Here is a 17,551-nt window from a genome sequence, read left to right on the forward strand (position 1 = left end):
AAATCTACTTATGAAAACAATCAATGATCTTAATTTTAAAGATAAGAAGGCTCTGGTAAGAGTGGACTTCAATGTTCCACAGGACGATCAACTGAAGGTGACAGACAACACAAGAATTGTTGCTGTGAAACCAACGGTGGAAAAGATCCTTAATGATGGTGGTTCTGTCATCTTAATCACACACCTTGGAAGACCTAAGGGAGAGGTTAAAGATGAATTTTCCCTTAAACATATTGTTGGCGAAGTTTCTGCAGTTTTAGGACAGGAAGTGAAATTTGTTGATGAATGCATTGGAGAAAAGGCAGAGCAAGCAGCTGCAGATTTAAAACCAGGAGAAATCTTACTATTGGAAAATGTACGTTTTCATAATGAAGAGGAAAAAGGAGATACTGCTTTTGCAGAGAAGCTTTCAAAATTAGGAGATGCTTATGTAAATGATGCATTTGGAACGGCACACAGAGCTCACGCTTCCACAGCAGTAATTGCTCAGTATTTTCCATCAACTAAATATTTCGGTTTATTGATGGCTAAAGAGCTTCAGGCAATCGATAAAGTATTAAAAAGTGGAGAGAAACCTGTTACTGCTATCCTGGGAGGTTCGAAGGTTTCAACTAAAATTACCATTATAGAAAATATTCTTCCTGCAGTAGATAATCTGATCATTGGAGGTGGTATGGCATTTACTTTTATTAAGGCGCTTGGAGGTAAAATCGGGAATTCTCTTGTAGAAGAAGATAAACTTCCTTTGGCCCTTGAAATTTTAGGAAAAGCTAAAGAGCACAAAGTAAAAGTATATCTTCCGTCTGATGCCATCATCGCTGAAAGCTTTAGTAATGATGTGGAGAGAAAAGAAGTTGATATTTATACAATTCCTGAAGGATGGATGGGACTTGATGCTGGCCACAAATCAAGAGATCAGTTCAATGATGTACTGTTAAATTCAAGAACGATCCTTTGGAATGGGCCAATCGGTGTTTTTGAAATGTCAAATTTTGCGGGTGGAACAGTTGCATTAGGTGAGAGTATTGCTGAAGCAACAAGATTAGGAGCTTTCTCTTTAGTAGGAGGAGGAGACAGTGTTGCTTTCGTAAAGCAATTCGGATATGCTGATCAGGTAAGCTACGTTTCTACCGGAGGTGGAGCAATGCTTGAAAGTCTTGAAGGACTTGAATTACCAGGAGTAGCAGCAATCAATAATTAATAGAAAATAAAAAAGCCTGCTAATTATATTAGCAGGCTTTTTTATTTCTTAAACTTAAAGAAAATCCTTTATTGATCGTAGTTTTAATAATATTTTAGATATAACTTATAGTTATATATAGAGGGGTTGAATTCTCTTTCAGGTACTTATGTTTTTCAGGAAATTTATGATCAGGATATTCTTATAAAATTTATCAATTTAAGTGTTTTTAATTCTTGTTTTATTCTCTTTTTGCTTTGGTAAATGACCATGATTTTTGCAGTACTATTGATATATAAAAAAGATTTTTTCTATGAATTATACTTTGTATTTCGAAATGTATAAAGAAGTAATTGATATGATTTTATGAAAAGTATTAGAGGATTGGTAGGAGAGAGTTGTGATTTTTTTTCCAATTATAATAAGGCTTTTTTTACCTTTTTGAATAAGAACTTGAGAGAGTGGTATTAAAATTACCGGTTTCTTGGAATAGTATTTTATATTGTTTTAATTTTTAAATTTCTATTAGAAAAAGGAAGATATAAATTTTTGGAAATTTTAAATATTTATATTCAATGATTTATTTATTTCACATATCAGTGATAGTGTTGTATCTTATTGATTATTAATAATTAAACTAATTTATTAACTATCTTATCCTTTATTATTTTCATTTGATATTCTTACTGCAATAACAGAAATCAATAGGTAACTACAACAAAATGAATAAGTTATTTACTTTTAGAATTTTTAAGACCTCTTTCCAGGATAAATTTAAATGAGTTTTAATTTTTTATTTCTTAGACTTAAAAATTTTCCATGAAGTTTAAAATCGTTTAGGTGTTTTCAATTTTTAAATTTTTTTATTGAGTATTGATTTTTGAAATTCTCTGCAATTATTAATTTTTACTTTTTTCCAGTTTTCATAAAAAACAGAAACTGTCAATTTTTATCAATTTTATTTTTTTTGAAATAGAGTAAAATTATTTTTCATCAAAAATGATGGAGTGGAGTAGGGTAGGTTTTTTTTATCATAGAAGAATTACTTTAGAACGAAATTTGATTTTCTATTTCTTTATCGTCAGTAATATATTTGGCAGAACAGCTTTAATTTTTTCATTTCAATAAAATCGTCGAAAAACGACCTTCATAAATAGCCTAAAAATCGATTTTCTAACTTTTTTAGAGTATTTGTATCTTATTTTATTTTGAAGTTAATTTTAAATTGTTTTTGTGGTAATTTGTATTGTAAAAACTAAATTTCTTCTTTTTTTTCGCTGTTTTTATGCTTTTGTTAAAATTTGAGTTAAAAAGTTCAAGGAATACTTTAAGAAGATAAATCAAGGGATAGGTAATTTGTATTTCTCTCTATTTTTTAAATGGAGTAGGGGAGATATTTTTTATTGATCGGTAAGGAAGGTAAATTTCAATCTTATTTTTTGATTTGATAAAATTGAGGAAGAATTATTATTTTGGATATGATAGAGAAAAAGAAAACTCAGGAGAAATAAATCCTGAGTTTTTATTTTTAAGTTAAAAATGCTGAAAATCGGCTTTCATAAATGGGTCAAAAATCGATTTTCTATCTTTTTTCAATAATATATATCAAACTCGAAAATTCGTTGGAAAACAACGCTTTTACGTTCGAAATCGTTCCGTAAACAACAGCTTTTACCCAAAATAGGGGTGATTTTTTGTATTTTTCGCTCAACATCGAGATGTAGTAGGAATCAAGTACCAAAGGTTTGATCTTTCTCATTTTCCAGTCTGGATTTTTAGAAAATAAATTTTCCATTCCGTTTTTAGAAAAATGGTAGACATGTCTTGGCACATCATAAGCAGCCCAATATTCTTTATAATGTTTGGCGTCATAAGAAGTAGGGTTGGGAACTGCGATAATAAGTATTCCTTTTTCTTTTAATTTTCCATGAAATTTGCGGAGCATTTCATCCTGGTTTTCGATATGTTCAAATACATGCCAGAGTGTAATAGCATCTAAAGTGTTATCTTCAATTTTATGAATATCATCTAAAATTGAAGCTTTTGCTATTTTTCCCTGTGCTGCTTTTCTGGCATCAGCATCCGGTTCAAAGCCGAAGGTTTCAAAATCATTTTCTATATATTTTACAAACTCTCCGGCACCGCATCCGTAGTCAAGAACTTTTGATCCCTTTTTTATTCTGTCTACCAGTATGTTTTTTTTATACTGCAGATTAAAAGACTGTAGGAATTTATAAAGTTTTTCTTTTAAACTTCCGGAATCCTGGTGATGAGAAATGTAATCTTCACTTTCATAATATCTGGAAATATTGGATGGAATAGGAGTGGTTTTAAAGACTCCTTTTGTTTCAGTCTCTTTAATCTCAAATATTTCCTGTGAAAGAAAATGATCTTTTATTTTCATTGAAGTAAATATCTTTTATATGGTAAAAAAATTAAGATATTCAGAAGTGTTTTACGCTTATAAATACCTTAATTTTTGTTTTTATTTTCTAATGTTTCACGTGAAACATTTTTTTTAGCGCCCTAGGTAAACTAATAAAACGTTGATATCAGCTGGAGAAACACCACTTATTCTTCCTGCTTGTGCAATAGTCTTCGGACGAACGTTAGACATCTTCTGCTTTGCTTCTGCAGAAAGGCTGGAAAGCTTTGTGTAATCAAAATCTTCAGGAATTTTAATGTTTTCCAGACGATTTAACTTAGCAACATTTTCTTTTTCTTTCTCAATATATCCTTTATACTTGATATTAATCTCTGCCTGTTCTCTTACTTCATCATTATATTGAGTAGAAACTTCTTTGATAAAATCAATTTCATCCAGTTTTTCTAATGTCATATTAGGTCTGGTAAGAATTTGAGCTGCTCTGTAGGCCTGATCTACAGGACTACTTTCAATAGATTCCAGAACTGGATTGATAATGCCTGGTTTTAAAGAAGTTTCACGAAGAAACTCTTCAAGTGACTGACTTTCAGATATTTTGGTTTCAACTCGTCTTAATCTGTCTTCTTTTGCTAATCCTAACTGATATGCTTTTTCTGTTAATCTGATATCGGCATTATCCTGTCTTAAAAGAAGTCTGTATTCTGCACGTGAAGTAAACATTCTGTAAGGTTCTTCAGTTCCTTTTGTAATCAGGTCATCAATTAATACTCCAATATAAGCTTCGTCTCTGTTTAAGATAAAATCTCCTTTTTCATGAACTTTATTGTGTGCATTGATTCCGGCAATTAATCCTTGACCTGCTGCTTCTTCATATCCGGTTGTTCCATTGATCTGTCCTGCGAAATATAAATTGTCAATTAGTTTAGTTTCGAGTGTATGCTTTAATTGGGTAGGAGGGAAGTAGTCGTATTCAATAGCATAACCGGGACGGAAAACTTTTACATTTTCAAATCCTGGAATATGTTTCATTGCTTTGATCTGTACATCCTCAGGAAGAGAAGAACTGAATCCGTTTACATAGATTTCTACAGTTTTCCATCCTTCAGGTTCTACGAAAAGCTGATGTCTGTTTCTTTCTGCAAAACGATTAATTTTATCTTCAATACTTGGGCAGTATCTTGGACCTAAACTTTGAATAGTTCCATTAAACATTGGACTTCTGTCAAAACCTTCTCTTAAAATATCGTGTACTGTTTCGTTAGTGTATACGATATGACAGCTTAATTGTTTTGTCAGTTTCGGAGTATCAAGGTAGCTGAATTTTTGAGGATTTTGATCTCCTTTCTGTTCTTCCATTTTTGAATAATCCAAACTTCTTCCATCTACTCTTGGTGGAGTTCCGGTTTTCATTCTTCCTGCTTCAAAACCTAAAGTGACCAATTGTTCTGTAATTCCAAAAGCTCTTGGTTCACCCATCCTTCCTCCGCCTAATTGTTTATCTCCAACGTGAATTAACCCGTTAAGAAAAGTTCCGTTAGTAAGTACTACAGATTTTGCTTTGATCTCAATTCCTAAAGAAGTAACAACTCCTGCTACTTTATTATTTTCAACAATCAGTTGTTTTACCATATCCTGAAAGAAATCAAGATTGGGAGTATTCTCTAATGCTAAGCGCCATTCTTCAGCAAAAAGCATTCTGTCATTTTGGGTTCTCGGAGACCACATCGCAGGACCTTTTGAAAGATTCAGCATCTTGAATTGGATAGCAGATTTGTCTGCCACAATTCCGGAATATCCTCCCATTGCATCAATCTCTCTTACGATCTGTCCTTTTGCGATTCCGCCCATTGCCGGGTTGCAACTCATCTGTCCGATGGTCTGCATATTCATTGTAATAAGTAGGGTTTTTGAACCGAGGTTAGCTGCTGCGGCAGCGGCTTCACAACCTGCGTGTCCGGCACCTACTACTATCACATCATATATTTCTGAAATCATTTTTATCTCGCTTGTTTTAAGCTTTAAACCTTATCTTTATAACCAATGTTTCACGTGAAACATTTTGAAGAATGCACTCTAGATAAACTTATATTGTTGCTAGAATAGAGTACTTTAGATATGGGACTTTAAGTGATTGTTCAATTCTAAAACTTTAAATCCCTGTATTTATCCAGGTACAGATCTTCCATTCTCCGCATCTCTTTTTCTTCCTCTTCCGTCTTATCTTTATAGCCTGCAAGGTGTAAAATACCATGGGCTAAAACCCTTCTTAATTCTTCTTCATAATCTCGGGAAAGGGTAGAGGCGTTATCAGAAATGCGCTGCAAAGATACGAAAATCTCAGCGCTTATTGTCTTGCCTTTTACATAATCAAAAGTGATAATATCTGTATAATAATCATGCTGCAAATAATCCTGATTGATCTTAAGAAGATATTCATCATCACAGAAAATGTAATTGATTTCTCCTGTTTTTTTTCCTTCTGAAAGAATAAGATCTTCCAGCCATTTTTTGTAATCTGTACTTACCGACTCTGGTAAGTTTTCATAAAAGAACTGTATCATTTTTTTAAAACCAGTGTCCTAATATAACACTGAATATACCTTTTTGGTTATTTTTTAGGGAGTGGCTAAAGTTTACTTTTATCTGCCCGAAAGGAGATTTGTAACCTGCCGTAATTCCCAGTGAACTATAATTTACTTTAACTGCATCCTCAAACTTGATATCGTTTGATAAGTTAGCAAAGGTAAAGTTTCCGCTGATAAAATAGTTTTTATTAAACTTAAACTGTACATCATTAGAAGCCAGTATTACATTGTTTGTATAAAGCTGAGCAAAATAGAATCCTCCGAAACTTTTAAAATTCATAAGATTCTGCTCAAAAATTCCTCCTAATCTATATTGGTAATAGGCAGGAAGATTTTCACCAAGTGTAACCCCTCCAAATAAATTCAGACGATAACTGAATTGTTTGCCAAGTGGAATGTTAAGCCTTAGGTCTGCTTTAATCTGAATGATTCTTTTATCAACTTCAGACTTTAATAGATCTACAACCTTTCCTTCAGCAGCAAAATAAACCCCTTTGGTCGGGAATTCCTTATCATCCTGTGTGTCGGTTTTTATGAAAATATAAGGATTTAAAAAACGGCTGTATCGTCTGTTATCTCCATTGCTGTTTTCTGCTTTAAAATAGTCATGGCTTATACCACCACCAATGGCGAATTTGTCCTTCCATATGGACTGTATATAGGCTTCATTTCTGATCCATTCCCAACGGTCTACTACGTAATTGTCTACATTCTTTATATCAAAACTCATCCCGGATGAATAAAGGCCAACTCCCGGAATGTATCCGTTATCTATAAAATAATTCAGGTAATATCTCATGCGATCTCCTACAACGACATCCAGGGAAAGGTTAGAATTTTTGAATAAAAGTCTTTTTGCAGAATAATTTAAAAGAAGTCCTGTTTTAAAAACTTCGTCATAATGGAGTCCGAATTTTAAAAAATGGCGGGCATCATCTTCAGTGACGTAAAGCTTCAGGTAGTTGGCGTCATTTTCCTGAACGATATCATAATTAATAAATTTGTAGTTGTTGGTGGCAACCAGTTTATCGATCATTTTATTGATACTTCCATAGGTCTGCAAAGAGGGGAGGCGTAATCCCATTTTACCAAGGGTATAGTTTTTACCGTAAATTTTACTTCCTTCAATAGAAATGCTATCGATCTTATAAACATTGGAATATATCGGATTTACACGTTGTCTGAGGCGATCAAATGGTTTCTTTGGAAGTTGGTCCAGGATCTGGGAATATTTTAATCCTTCCACATATCCGCTATCCAGAATTTTCTTTTTATCATCATAGCTTGTTGCGGACATCCCTTTCAGGTTAGGTTTGATATTAATGTCTGTATATTTATATTGTTTTCGGGTATCTTTTTTGATTCCGAAATCAATAACCTGGTTCAGAATGGCAATAATATTGTTTAAATCCTCTCTTTTGGATAGATCCTGATTAAGGTCCACACCGATGACGATATCAATTCCTTTGTCCTTTAAAGGCTTTGAAGGATAGTTTACCGTCATAGCTCCGTCAATATAAATGCTATCCCCAATTTTTACAGGATCCATTAAAGAAGGGAATGCGGAACTTGCCATAATGGACTGTACCAGATCTCCCTTTTCAAAGATCTGCATATTACCACTTTCAAGATTGGTAGCGACGCAAAGGAATGGAATAGGCATTTTGGAAAAGTCCTCAATATTGGAAACGTTTTTAAAAAGTTCTTTCAGAAGATAAACATTTCTCTGGCCGGTACTGATGGAGGAGGGAAGTGTGATTTTTCCGTTTTTAAGCGGAATGGATAAAAGATATTTGTCTACAGATTTATTAAAAAAGCTGGCTTCCTGCCGGGACTTTGGATCCATAATCAGAGAATAGAAATCCGTATCCATGACTATTTTTTCTATTTCTTTCCCGGAATAGCCGGCGGCATACAATCCACCTACAATAGCTCCCATGCTGGTTCCGGAAATATAGTCTACTTTCACTCCCAAAGAATCTAATACTTTAAGAACTCCGACATGTGAAAAACCCTTGGCACCACCACCTGCAAGTGATAACCCTATTTTTGGATTTTTCGGAATTACCAAATTTTTTTTTACCTGAGAATGGATCAATAATAATTGGAATATGGAAAGCAGAATCAGGAGTTTTCTCATAGTTAATCTTTTATATAAATCCGTTTCACCCGGGGTGAAATGGAGGTTAATACTTCATAGGTTATCGTTTTGCAGTATCCTGCGAATTCTTTTAAGCTTGGTTTGGCATTGAAAACAGTTACCGTATCGCCTTCTTTTATGCTAGGAATATGGTCTACATTAATCATCATCATATCCATACAGATATTTCCGACAATAGGTGCAAGAGTCTTATTTACCCCTACATTTCCTACCTGATTTCCAATGAGTCTCGGAATTCCGTCTGCATATCCTACAGGAATCGTTGCAATTCTCGTAGAATGATCTGCTTTATATCTTCTGCTGTAGCCTACTGATTCACCATTTTCAACAGTTGATATCTGTGAAATTACGGTTTTAAAGCTTACCACAGATCGTAATTGTTTCTGTATTTCAGGATCTGCAGATTCTCCCAGCATACCAATACCGATTCTCACCATGTCATGCTGATGATCTTTATAGCTTGTAATTCCTGCCGAATTCAGAATATGACGGATAGGGGTGTAGCCTAGTTTTTCAATAAGATAACTTGAATTTTTTTCGAATACATCAAGTTGTTTCAAAGTGAATTCTTTTTCTTCAGGCATATCAGAAGATGATAAATGACTGAACATACTTTGAACCTTTACGTTTTTCTGACTTAAAGTTTCGCTTAACTGATCCAGCTCAAAATCTTTGAAACCAAGACGGTGCATTCCTGTTTCCAGCTTAATATGGATTGGATATTTCTTATCATATCCGGATCTCTGAACTGCTTCATAGAATAATTCCAGAACTCTGAAACTGTAAATTTCAGGCTCAAGGTTGTATTCTATTATAGTCTGATAGCTGTGCTGCTCAGGATTCATAACAATAATAGGAGTGGTGATCCCTTTTTTACGAAGTTCTACCCCTTCATCTGCATAGGCTACCCCAAGATAATCTATATGATGATGCTGAAGAAATTCTGAAACTTCAAAGCTTCCCAGTCCGTAAGCATTGGCTTTTACCATAGCCATCATTTTAGTTCCCGGTTTCAGGAGCGATTTATGATAGTTGATATTATGAAGAATTGCATTAAGATTCACTTCCAGTACCGTATCATGTTTTCTTAGTTCAAGAATATCTTTCAGCTTTTCGATTTCAAATTTTCTGGCTCCTTTAAGCAGAATAATCTGATTTTCTAGTTCAGTAAGATGTTTACTTTCAATGAGCTCTTTGGTGTCAATAAAAGTATATGTTTTAGCTTTAAATAATTCACTAAAGTTTGATATTTCATCTCCGATTAAGAATACAGAATCAAAATGCTGCTCATTCACCAGCTCAGAAACTTCTTCATACAATTCTTTGGCGTTGGAATTCACTCCTACAATATCTGTTAAGACCAGAGATTTTTTAGATTTGTTGTATTCATTCAAAAATTGCAGAGCAGTCTTCAAAGAATCGAGGTCTAGATTAAAAGAATCATTAATGACAATATTGCCCTTAATTCCTTCAATCGCTTCAAGCCTCATTTCAACGGCTTTTAAAAGGTTGATTTTTTCAACGATCTTTTTATTTTCGATATTCAGTTCCTTGAGTACGGAGATAAGCGCCATAGCATTGGTTAATGTAGCTTCGTCTCTCTGATGAACAGGAAAACTGATTTCTTCACCCAAATATTCAACAATGATGTTTTCATCTTTGGAAATATTGTTTTTGATGAAAACCTGATTGTCTTTTTTAAAACCGTAAGAAATTAATTTTTTATCGGAATAGGAATTTTTAATTTTTTGATCCACCAGAGAATTATCTCCATTATAAATGATGACTTCAGAATTATTAAAAAGACTGATCTTTTCATCTATCAATTCTTCGTCAGAAGAAAAGTTGGCAGCATGGGCAGTTCCGATGTGGGTAAGCAGTCCGATCTGAGGATGGAAAATATTTTCAAGTTTTTCCATTTCATGCGGTTTTGAAATCCCTACCTCAAAAATCCCCAGCTGATGGGAGTTGTTGATCTGAAGAAGAGACAATGGAAGACCGATCTGAGAATTAAAACTTTTAGGGCTTTTTACAGTAGGAAACTCGTTCCATACACATTGATATAACCATTCTTTTAAAATAGTCTTACCATTACTTCCTGTAATTCCGATCGATTGTAAATGAGAATTTTCGAAATGATACTTTGCTAATTTTTGAAGAAACTCTACGGAATTTTCAACAATAATCCAGGTAATATTTTCAAACTCCGGATAGTGATGTTCAGAAATAATGACATTGATACCTCTGTCCATTGCAGATTCAATAAACTTTTCTCCGGAATTTTTCTGAGTATTGATCGCAATAAAGGCTGTATTTTTGGTAGAATAAATAATTCTGCTGTCGTAAGCTATATTTTTGATCAATAAATTTCCGTCTCCAATGATTTGTGCATTGGTGATCTCTGCAATGTGTTGTACTGTATAATTCATTGGTACCCTTTCTGCTTTATTTAGAGCGAAACTGCAAAAAGGTAAAATTGCAAAAGAAATAAAGACCGTTTTATCATCTTCTTTCCTTTTTTAATATTTTACAATAAAGCTTTTTCGCTTTTCATTTTAATATTAAGTGAATATATTGTATGGTTTGATGCAAACAGCATTTTTCTCTGTTTTGCCTTTATCCATTTATTATTTTCTTTTTGAAAGTACTTCGTCAATAAAAACACGGCGGCTTACTGCTTCATAGCTTTCTGTTTCTCCTAATTCTACCAGATTATCTCCCTGAGAAGTTCTCATGGAATAGTTGGCCAGATTACCTGTTCTCTTACAAATAGCATGCACTTTTGTAACATATTCGGCAGTCGCCATCAAATTAGGCATTGGTCCGAACGGACGGCCCAAAAAATCCATATCCAATCCTGCAATAACTACTCTGATACCACTATTGGCAAGCTGATTGGCAACATCCACAATGCTTTCATCAAAAAACTGAGCTTCATCAATGGCTACTACATCACAATTGGAAGCCAACAGAAGAATTTCATTAGGGTTTTCTACTGCTGTACTACGGATTTTATTCTGATTATGAGAGACTACATCCTCTTCAGAATACCGTATATCCATTTTAGGTTTAAAAATTTCCACATTCTGTCCTGCCATTTCCGCTCTTCGTAATCTGCGGATAAGTTCCTCGGTTTTACCGGAAAACATAGAGCCACAAATTACTTCCATCCAACCACTTTGTTTGGAATGATTAATTGTATTTTCTAAAAACATTTGTTAAATTAGCCGTATATTTTTAACATCAAAAGTAAGCAATTTTAATAAGAATCTTATTATGCAGAATATCCAAGATTTAAAGGAAAAGATTTTTTTTGAATCCATGAATATCATTGATAATCTGGACAAAATAAGCAATATAGACGAATTACTTTCCAAGCAAGATCTTGTAGATGAGCTTGCTAACAGGATTTCTTTTTTGAAACTGCTGGAAAAAAATATTGAATACTTCGTAGCAGACAATACGACACAGAATCCGGACTATCAGTATACCTCTTTTGTTTCAGGTGAAACAGAACATCATGATACCGGAAATGAAGTGATGGAAGAAGAAGCTATTTTCAATAATGAACTGAACGAAATTGATGAAAATGAAGTTTTTTCAGACGAATCTGAAGAAGAAGAGGCTGTTTTCAACAATCAGTTGAATGAAATTGTTGAAAATGAATTCCATGAAAATATCGTAAGCTTTGTAGAAGAAAATAATGAAGAAAAATTAGCTGAAAATATTCAGGAAGAGACTCCTGAATATGAAAATCTGGAAGAAGAAGCCGTTTTCAATAATCAGCTGAACGAAATTGATGAAAATGAAATTTCAGAAGAACAGAGAGCGGTTCTGAGCTTTGTAGATGAAGATAAAATTCTTGCGGATTCTACACCGGATTCGGATGAAGATCTTAATGAAGATCTGTTTCATAATGAAGTCACAGAAGAAGAAGCTATTTTCAATAATCAGCTTAATGAAATAGAAGAGCAGGAGGAAGAAGAAATTGCCAAGTCGGAGTCTGAAAAAGAAACGGATTTTGCTGTTGTAAATGATGTAAAACCTCCAGTAACGGAAACAATTCCGAGTATTTTTGATACGGAAACGCTGGATGATGAAATCCTGATTGAAGAAAACGAAGAACAGTTTGTAGCTTCAAATGTTTCCATAGAGCAGGGAGAAATGGCTACAGAAACTTCCAATGTGGAAAATATTCTGAGTGAGATTAAAAATGACCATTCAGAAGAACCTATAAAAGAAGAAAGCATCCTTGCTGAAGTCTATGACCGAAGAAAAATTGTTGAAATCGATAAACCTGTTCCCGAAGAAACAGATAAACATCCTTCTGATGAAAGCTTCGAAAATTTAGAAGAATATCATCGGGAGAAAAAAATAAAATTAGCCAATATCAAAGGAATGAAGGCTGTTCAGTCACTTTTTGATGACGACCACCTGGAGCTTCCCAAAGAAGAGAAAACTTCTCCTGTTGTAAAAGAAGACTCAGGAAGTATTCTGAAATCCAATATTCCGACCAATTTCATGGAAGCAGACAAGCTAAAACCTGAATTTAAGCTGGATCTGAATGACAGGCTTGCCTTCACGAAGATGCTTTTTGAAGGAAGCCAGGCAGATCTGAACGATACTGTTTATCAGTTGAATCAATTCAGAACGCTGGAAGAAGCCAAAGAATATCTCAGCGATCTGTACTACGACAGAAAATGGAATAAGGTGGATGAATATGCACAGAGACTTTGGATATTGGTGGAAAATAAATTCTTATAATTTTGAGCGGAATCCTATATTTTGTTCCCACACCCGTTGGGAACCTGGAAGATATGACATTCAGGGCAGTAAATGTGCTGAAAGAAGTAGATTATATTTTATGTGAAGACACCAGAACTTCAGGAGTACTTTTAAAACATTTTGAGATCTCCAAGCCTTTAAAGTCCTATCATTTACACAATGAGCATCAGGCAACGGAGAAAGTGATTACAGATCTTAAAAACGGGCAGAATATTGCTATTATTACCGATGCGGGAACACCTGGTATCTCAGATCCCGGATATTTGCTGGCAAAAGCAGGAGCAGATAATAATATTGACATGATTTGCCTTCCCGGAGCAACCGCTCTGATTCCGGCACTTGTGGTTTCGGGACTTCCTAATAATGAATTTTTATTCGCAGGATTTCTGCCGCAGAAAAAAGGAAGACAAACCAAACTGAAACAGCTTGCTGAAGAAAAAAAGACCATTGTTTTGTACGAAAGTCCTCATAAAATCAATACTACACTGGAGCAGATCAAAGAATTCTTCGGAGAAGAAACCAAAGTAAGCTTAAGCAGAGAGATTTCTAAAAAATTTGAAGAAACCAAACGAGGAACAATCAATGAATTAATTGAGTTTTCCAAGAGTAAAACTTTAAAAGGAGAGATCGTTCTTATTGTCAATAATTCTATTTAATTTTCTTTGAAAAAATTAGTTTTTGTATTGTGTTCTGTAGTCTGTACAGCACAGACTAACCAATATATGAAGGTAATCCTGTCGAAAAAAACAGGGAAAGAAATCAGTTCTTATTCGGAGGGATATGGAACATTCTATGATACTGGTTACAAGAAACAGGGAATTGTTGATTCTTTAGGAACTATAACATTTGAATCTCCTTACAAAGGAAGTATTCTGCATGTTTTCAAAAACCGGTTTATCCTTTATTCTGAAGAAGGAAATAGTAGAAAATCAGCTGTTATTGACGAAAAAGGGACAGAACTTATTCCCCTGAACGATCAGGAGTTTAATACACCGTGGTGGAGTGAAGATTGTATTATTTCATCAAAAAAGAATACAGAAGCGGTCTATGATTTTAACGGAAAGGAAATCATTCCTTATTCTGAAAAAATCCGTTTTTCAGGTAAGAACAGACTTTTTGTTTTAAAAGATAAAAAATGGTTTTTGTATGACCTTAATGGAAAACAGCTCAGCAATCGTGAATTTAAAGAAGATTATAGCTTTGATGAGGGTAGAGCACTAATCATCAATGAAGACAACGAAAAAGAAATTGTTGGAAGTAATGGCCAGACTCTGCACAAATTTTCAAAACAAGTGGTCGATATCAATGCCTATCCTTATCTGATTACCCAAAATAAGGCTACAGGAAAATATGGCTTGATTGATGCTGATGGAAATACAATTGCTGACGAAATCTATAACGATATCACCCCTGAATACTTTGGTAAAAAAGAGTATATCTATCTTACAAAAAAAGGAAAAACAACAGTTTTCAGTAAAAAAGACAAGAAGCTGTATGCACAGGCTTTTAAATATTTAAATCCTTTATTGAATAATTATTTCAGTGTCTACAATGATAAGATAAAGAAATCTGGAATTATAGACCTGGAAGGAAATATTATTCTTCCTCTGGAATATGATTTTATCAGAAGTTTTACCATTTCAGGAAAAGACTTTATTTACCTTAAAAAAGGAAATGAAGAGAAATTTCTTGATAAAAATCTTAAAAATATGGTAGAAACCGGAGTTCAGATTTTGGGCTTTTATCCTGATAATCTTATTGTTGGAAAAGAGAATCGGTACTACAGGTTTTCTGTGAAAGATCAGTCATTATCTGAATTGAAGAATATCAGCCAGATAAAAAATGAAGATGTTGAATATTTTAATCCTCTTAATCAGTATTCAAAACCTTTGGTCTGCAGAAATACAGGCAATTTATATGGAATTCTGGATGGGAAAGGAAAAGAAATTGTACCCTTTGTTTACGAAGATATTATCACATTCGGAAATGCTGAAAACGAAATTGTCGTTAAAAAAGAAGGAAAATTCGGAGTTTCCAATTTTCAGAATGAGCCTTTGAAAGAAATTATTTATGATAAATATTTCTGGCAAAAAGAGGTATTAAGACTGGATAAGAGTAAAAAAACAGACTTTATTTACTTCACCAGATTTAGAAATAATCCTGGTCAACTTTAATGAAAATCCTGATAATCATCAAAAAAAATAGTAGTATTTTGACAATTTAAATGGGTTGAATAACATTTTATAATATCTTTGCAAACCGTTTAATTCCAGAAAGGAATTGTAGAAACATGAAGAGGCAGCTGTCACAAGCTGAACGAGTTATAAAAGAAAATAATTGTCAATAGATATGAAAATATTAGAAGGAAAAGTAGCACTAATTACCGGAGCTACAAGAGGAATCGGTAAAGGTATCGCTGAAATGTTTGCTCAACAAGGAGCAAAAGTGGCATTTACCTACGCTGGCTCTGTAGACAAAGCAAAAGAATTAGAAGCAGCTTTAAGTTCTGTAACCCAAATTAAGGGATATCAGTCTGACGCATCAGATTATGATGCAGCACAGAAATTGGTGGAAGATGTAATGGCAGAGTTCGGACAGATTGATATTTTGGTAAACAATGCAGGGATTACAAAAGATAACCTGTTATTGAGAATGTCCAAAGAAGATTGGGATAAAGTAATCAAAGTAAACTTAGATTCAGTTTTCAACCTTACAAAAGCGGTAATCAAGCCGATGATGAAGGCAAGATCAGGATCTATCATCAATATGACTTCTGTAGTAGGTGTGAAAGGTAATGCCGGACAAGCCAACTATGCAGCTTCTAAAGCTGGGGTAATCGGATTTACAAAATCTGTGGCACTGGAGTTAGGATCAAGAAATATCAGATGTAATGCGATTGCACCCGGATTTATTGAAACAGAAATGACTGCTGTTCTGGATGAAAAAACAGTTCAGGGATGGAGAGAAGAAATTCCAATGAAGAGAGGAGGACAGCCAGCAGATATCGCCAATGCTTGCGTATTCTTAGGCAGCGAAATGTCAGCATACATTACCGGACAGACATTAAACGTTGACGGTGGAATGTTAACTTAAAAAATGAAAAAAGCACAGAATATAGTATTATTCTTGTCAGTTTTAATAGGTATCGGTCTGGCATACATTAGTTTCTTTAATGTATATCAGACCGATGATTATTTTTGCTCCTATGCTACCAGAAAATTAGGATTGCTGCAATGTTTTATAGATACCTATACAACATGGGGCGGAAGGTACTTCGGATATTCTATTAATATGTTTAATCCTGTCTTTTATGACAGTAAAAATATTGTTCCGAAAATCTATCCTGTTTTTTTAATGCTTTCCTTTATTGGAGTTTCTGCACTAAACTTGAAAGAATATTTCAACTATTCTTTCAAAGAGTCTATTAAAAAAGGCTTTCTTCTATTTTTCTTTTATACCATACTTCTGGTAAGCCTGCCTGAACATTACTTCTGGATCACAGGTTCCAATATCTACTTCGTTCCTGCAATTTTAGCGGGTATTTTACTCTATTTTATTAAAAAAAATAAAGATACAGGAGAATATATATGGTTTTATCTTTCCATATTGCTTGTCGTAATGCTGATGGGTTCTAATGAAATTCTGGCATTGATTATATGGGGAATTCTGTTGGTGTCTTATTATCAGAAACGTAATAAAAAAAATCTGACTTTGGTATTGACTGCAAGCGTCTTTTTAATGGTAAGTTTTCTTGCACCAGGGAACTTCAACAGGATGGGTGAAACCGAACAAGGAATTATAAAATGGGAAAAAAGAATAGGCCTTTTTGGAGCCAATACACTCTATGTTACAGCTAAAGTTCTTTTAATACTCCCTTTATTGATGATGGTTTTTGAAGAAGAACTCAAAAAAATAACCAGTCAGATAACCTTTAAAAAAGCTGTTTTATTCTGGATGGTTTCATTGATTCCTTTGTTATTTACAGGGTATATTCTCACCTCTATCGCGAGGCAGTTTGAAAGTATTATCTTCTATTTCTTAATTACCTTTTCACTGATTGTCTTTTTTAAATTTGAAAAAATTAAAAAACTTTGGTGGATTTCCCTTTTCATTATTTTCCTTCCTGAGCTCAAAGTTTTCCCGGAGAAATATTCTTATTTTAATATTGATCTTAATGGTGAAAATATAGTCATGGAGCTTTTGGCTACAGATCTTAAGGAATATGAAAGAGAGATGAATGAAAGAGTTGATATGATTAAAAACTCTTCTCAGGATTCTGTGGTGGTAGACAAAATAAAAGAAGTTCCAAGAATTTTACATATGGATGAAATGGCTTCTGTAAAAGAGGAAAAAACCTATGTAAATGATCAGCTTGAAAAATATTTCAATAAAAAATACATCAGAACAAAAGAATAATAAAAGGCTTTAGAAAATTTATCTAAAGCCTTTTATTT

The 17,551-nt window shown here is 33.8% G+C and carries 12 protein-coding genes; 6 read left to right on the forward strand and 6 right to left on the reverse strand.

From position 1 onward, the window contains the following. The first annotated feature begins 10 nt into the window (after positions 1-10). Positions 11-1,201: a phosphoglycerate kinase gene (locus tag BUE84_RS23225; RefSeq protein WP_079243688.1), complete on the forward strand. Its 1,191-nt coding sequence runs from the start codon at positions 11-13 to the stop codon at positions 1,199-1,201. A 1,561-nt stretch (positions 1,202-2,762) separates the two neighbouring features. On the opposite strand, the gene BUE84_RS23230 is transcribed toward BUE84_RS23225, so the two are convergent. The 6 genes from BUE84_RS23230 to BUE84_RS23255 all read right to left on the reverse strand — a co-directional run bounded on the left by BUE84_RS23230 (position 2,763) and on the right by BUE84_RS23255 (position 11,527). Beyond that, a complete protein-coding gene (locus BUE84_RS23230) occupies positions 2,763-3,584 on the reverse strand; it encodes a class I SAM-dependent methyltransferase (RefSeq protein ID WP_079243689.1) in 822 nt (273 codons plus the stop codon). Positions 3,585-3,698: 114 nt separating this feature from the next. Next, complete coding sequence (gene mnmG, locus BUE84_RS23235; protein WP_079243690.1) at positions 3,699-5,561, reverse strand: tRNA uridine-5-carboxymethylaminomethyl(34) synthesis enzyme MnmG; 1,863 nt, start codon at positions 5,559-5,561, stop codon at positions 3,699-3,701. A 146-nt stretch (positions 5,562-5,707) separates the two neighbouring features. Then, positions 5,708-6,127 (reverse strand): rRNA maturation RNase YbeY, encoded by a 420-nt coding sequence (ybeY, locus tag BUE84_RS23240; protein WP_047426469.1) that lies wholly within the window; start codon positions 6,125-6,127, stop codon positions 5,708-5,710. Between the two features lie 4 nt (positions 6,128-6,131). Beyond that, positions 6,132-8,291, reverse strand: coding sequence for a patatin-like phospholipase family protein (locus tag BUE84_RS23245; RefSeq protein ID WP_079243691.1), 2,160 nt, complete (start codon positions 8,289-8,291; stop codon positions 6,132-6,134). A 2-nt stretch (positions 8,292-8,293) separates the two neighbouring features. After that, a complete protein-coding gene (locus BUE84_RS23250) occupies positions 8,294-10,741 on the reverse strand; it encodes a bifunctional UDP-N-acetylmuramoyl-tripeptide:D-alanyl-D-alanine ligase/alanine racemase (RefSeq protein WP_079243692.1) in 2,448 nt (815 codons plus the stop codon). Positions 10,742-10,939: 198 nt separating this feature from the next. Continuing rightward, positions 10,940-11,527: a thymidine kinase gene (locus BUE84_RS23255; RefSeq protein ID WP_034694049.1), complete on the reverse strand. Its 588-nt coding sequence runs from the start codon at positions 11,525-11,527 to the stop codon at positions 10,940-10,942. A gap of 61 nt (positions 11,528-11,588) precedes the next feature. Between BUE84_RS23255 and BUE84_RS23260 the strand changes: the two genes are divergently transcribed. The 5 genes from BUE84_RS23260 (at position 11,589) to BUE84_RS23280 (ending at position 17,513) form a co-directional block, all read left to right on the forward strand. Beyond that, on the forward strand, positions 11,589-13,076 hold the full coding sequence (locus tag BUE84_RS23260) for a hypothetical protein (protein ID WP_079243693.1): 1,488 nt from the start codon (positions 11,589-11,591) through the stop codon (positions 13,074-13,076). Positions 13,077-13,078: 2 nt separating this feature from the next. After that, complete coding sequence (rsmI, locus tag BUE84_RS23265; RefSeq protein ID WP_076595170.1) at positions 13,079-13,753, forward strand: 16S rRNA (cytidine(1402)-2'-O)-methyltransferase; 675 nt, start codon at positions 13,079-13,081, stop codon at positions 13,751-13,753. Between the two features lie 6 nt (positions 13,754-13,759). Further along, positions 13,760-15,271, forward strand: coding sequence for a WG repeat-containing protein (locus BUE84_RS23270; protein WP_145953322.1), 1,512 nt, complete (start codon positions 13,760-13,762; stop codon positions 15,269-15,271). A gap of 175 nt (positions 15,272-15,446) precedes the next feature. After that, the gene (fabG, locus tag BUE84_RS23275; RefSeq protein WP_034694056.1) at positions 15,447-16,190 is read left to right on the forward strand and encodes a 3-oxoacyl-[acyl-carrier-protein] reductase; all 744 of its coding nucleotides are present in this window, start codon (positions 15,447-15,449) and stop codon (positions 16,188-16,190) included. A 3-nt stretch (positions 16,191-16,193) separates the two neighbouring features. After that, the gene (locus BUE84_RS23280) at positions 16,194-17,513 is read left to right on the forward strand and encodes a DUF6056 family protein (RefSeq protein ID WP_079243695.1); all 1,320 of its coding nucleotides are present in this window, start codon (positions 16,194-16,196) and stop codon (positions 17,511-17,513) included. Positions 17,514-17,551: the final 38 nt, after the last annotated feature.

Source organism: Chryseobacterium indologenes (genome assembly GCF_002025665.1).
Lineage (GTDB): Bacteria > Bacteroidota > Bacteroidia > Flavobacteriales > Weeksellaceae > Chryseobacterium > Chryseobacterium metallicongregator.

Bases quoted from the DNA above. Each gene is read 5' to 3' on its own strand.
- BUE84_RS23225 (WP_079243688.1), top strand. From the start codon at position 11: ATGAAAACAATCAATGATCTTAATTTTAAAGATAAGAAGGCTCTGGTA.
- BUE84_RS23230 (WP_079243689.1), bottom strand. From the start codon at position 3,584: ATGAAAATAAAAGATCATTTTCTTTCACAGGAAATATTTGAGATTAAA.
- mnmG (WP_079243690.1), bottom strand. From the start codon at position 5,561: ATGATTTCAGAAATATATGATGTGATAGTAGTAGGTGCCGGACACGCA.
- ybeY (WP_047426469.1), bottom strand. From the start codon at position 6,127: ATGATACAGTTCTTTTATGAAAACTTACCAGAGTCGGTAAGTACAGAT.
- BUE84_RS23245 (WP_079243691.1), bottom strand. From the start codon at position 8,291: ATGAGAAAACTCCTGATTCTGCTTTCCATATTCCAATTATTATTGATC.
- BUE84_RS23250 (WP_079243692.1), bottom strand. From the start codon at position 10,741: ATGAATTATACAGTACAACACATTGCAGAGATCACCAATGCACAAATC.
- BUE84_RS23255 (WP_034694049.1), bottom strand. From the start codon at position 11,527: ATGTTTTTAGAAAATACAATTAATCATTCCAAACAAAGTGGTTGGATG.
- BUE84_RS23260 (WP_079243693.1), top strand. From the start codon at position 11,589: ATGCAGAATATCCAAGATTTAAAGGAAAAGATTTTTTTTGAATCCATG.
- fabG (WP_034694056.1), top strand. From the start codon at position 15,447: ATGAAAATATTAGAAGGAAAAGTAGCACTAATTACCGGAGCTACAAGA.
- BUE84_RS23280 (WP_079243695.1), top strand. From the start codon at position 16,194: ATGAAAAAAGCACAGAATATAGTATTATTCTTGTCAGTTTTAATAGGT.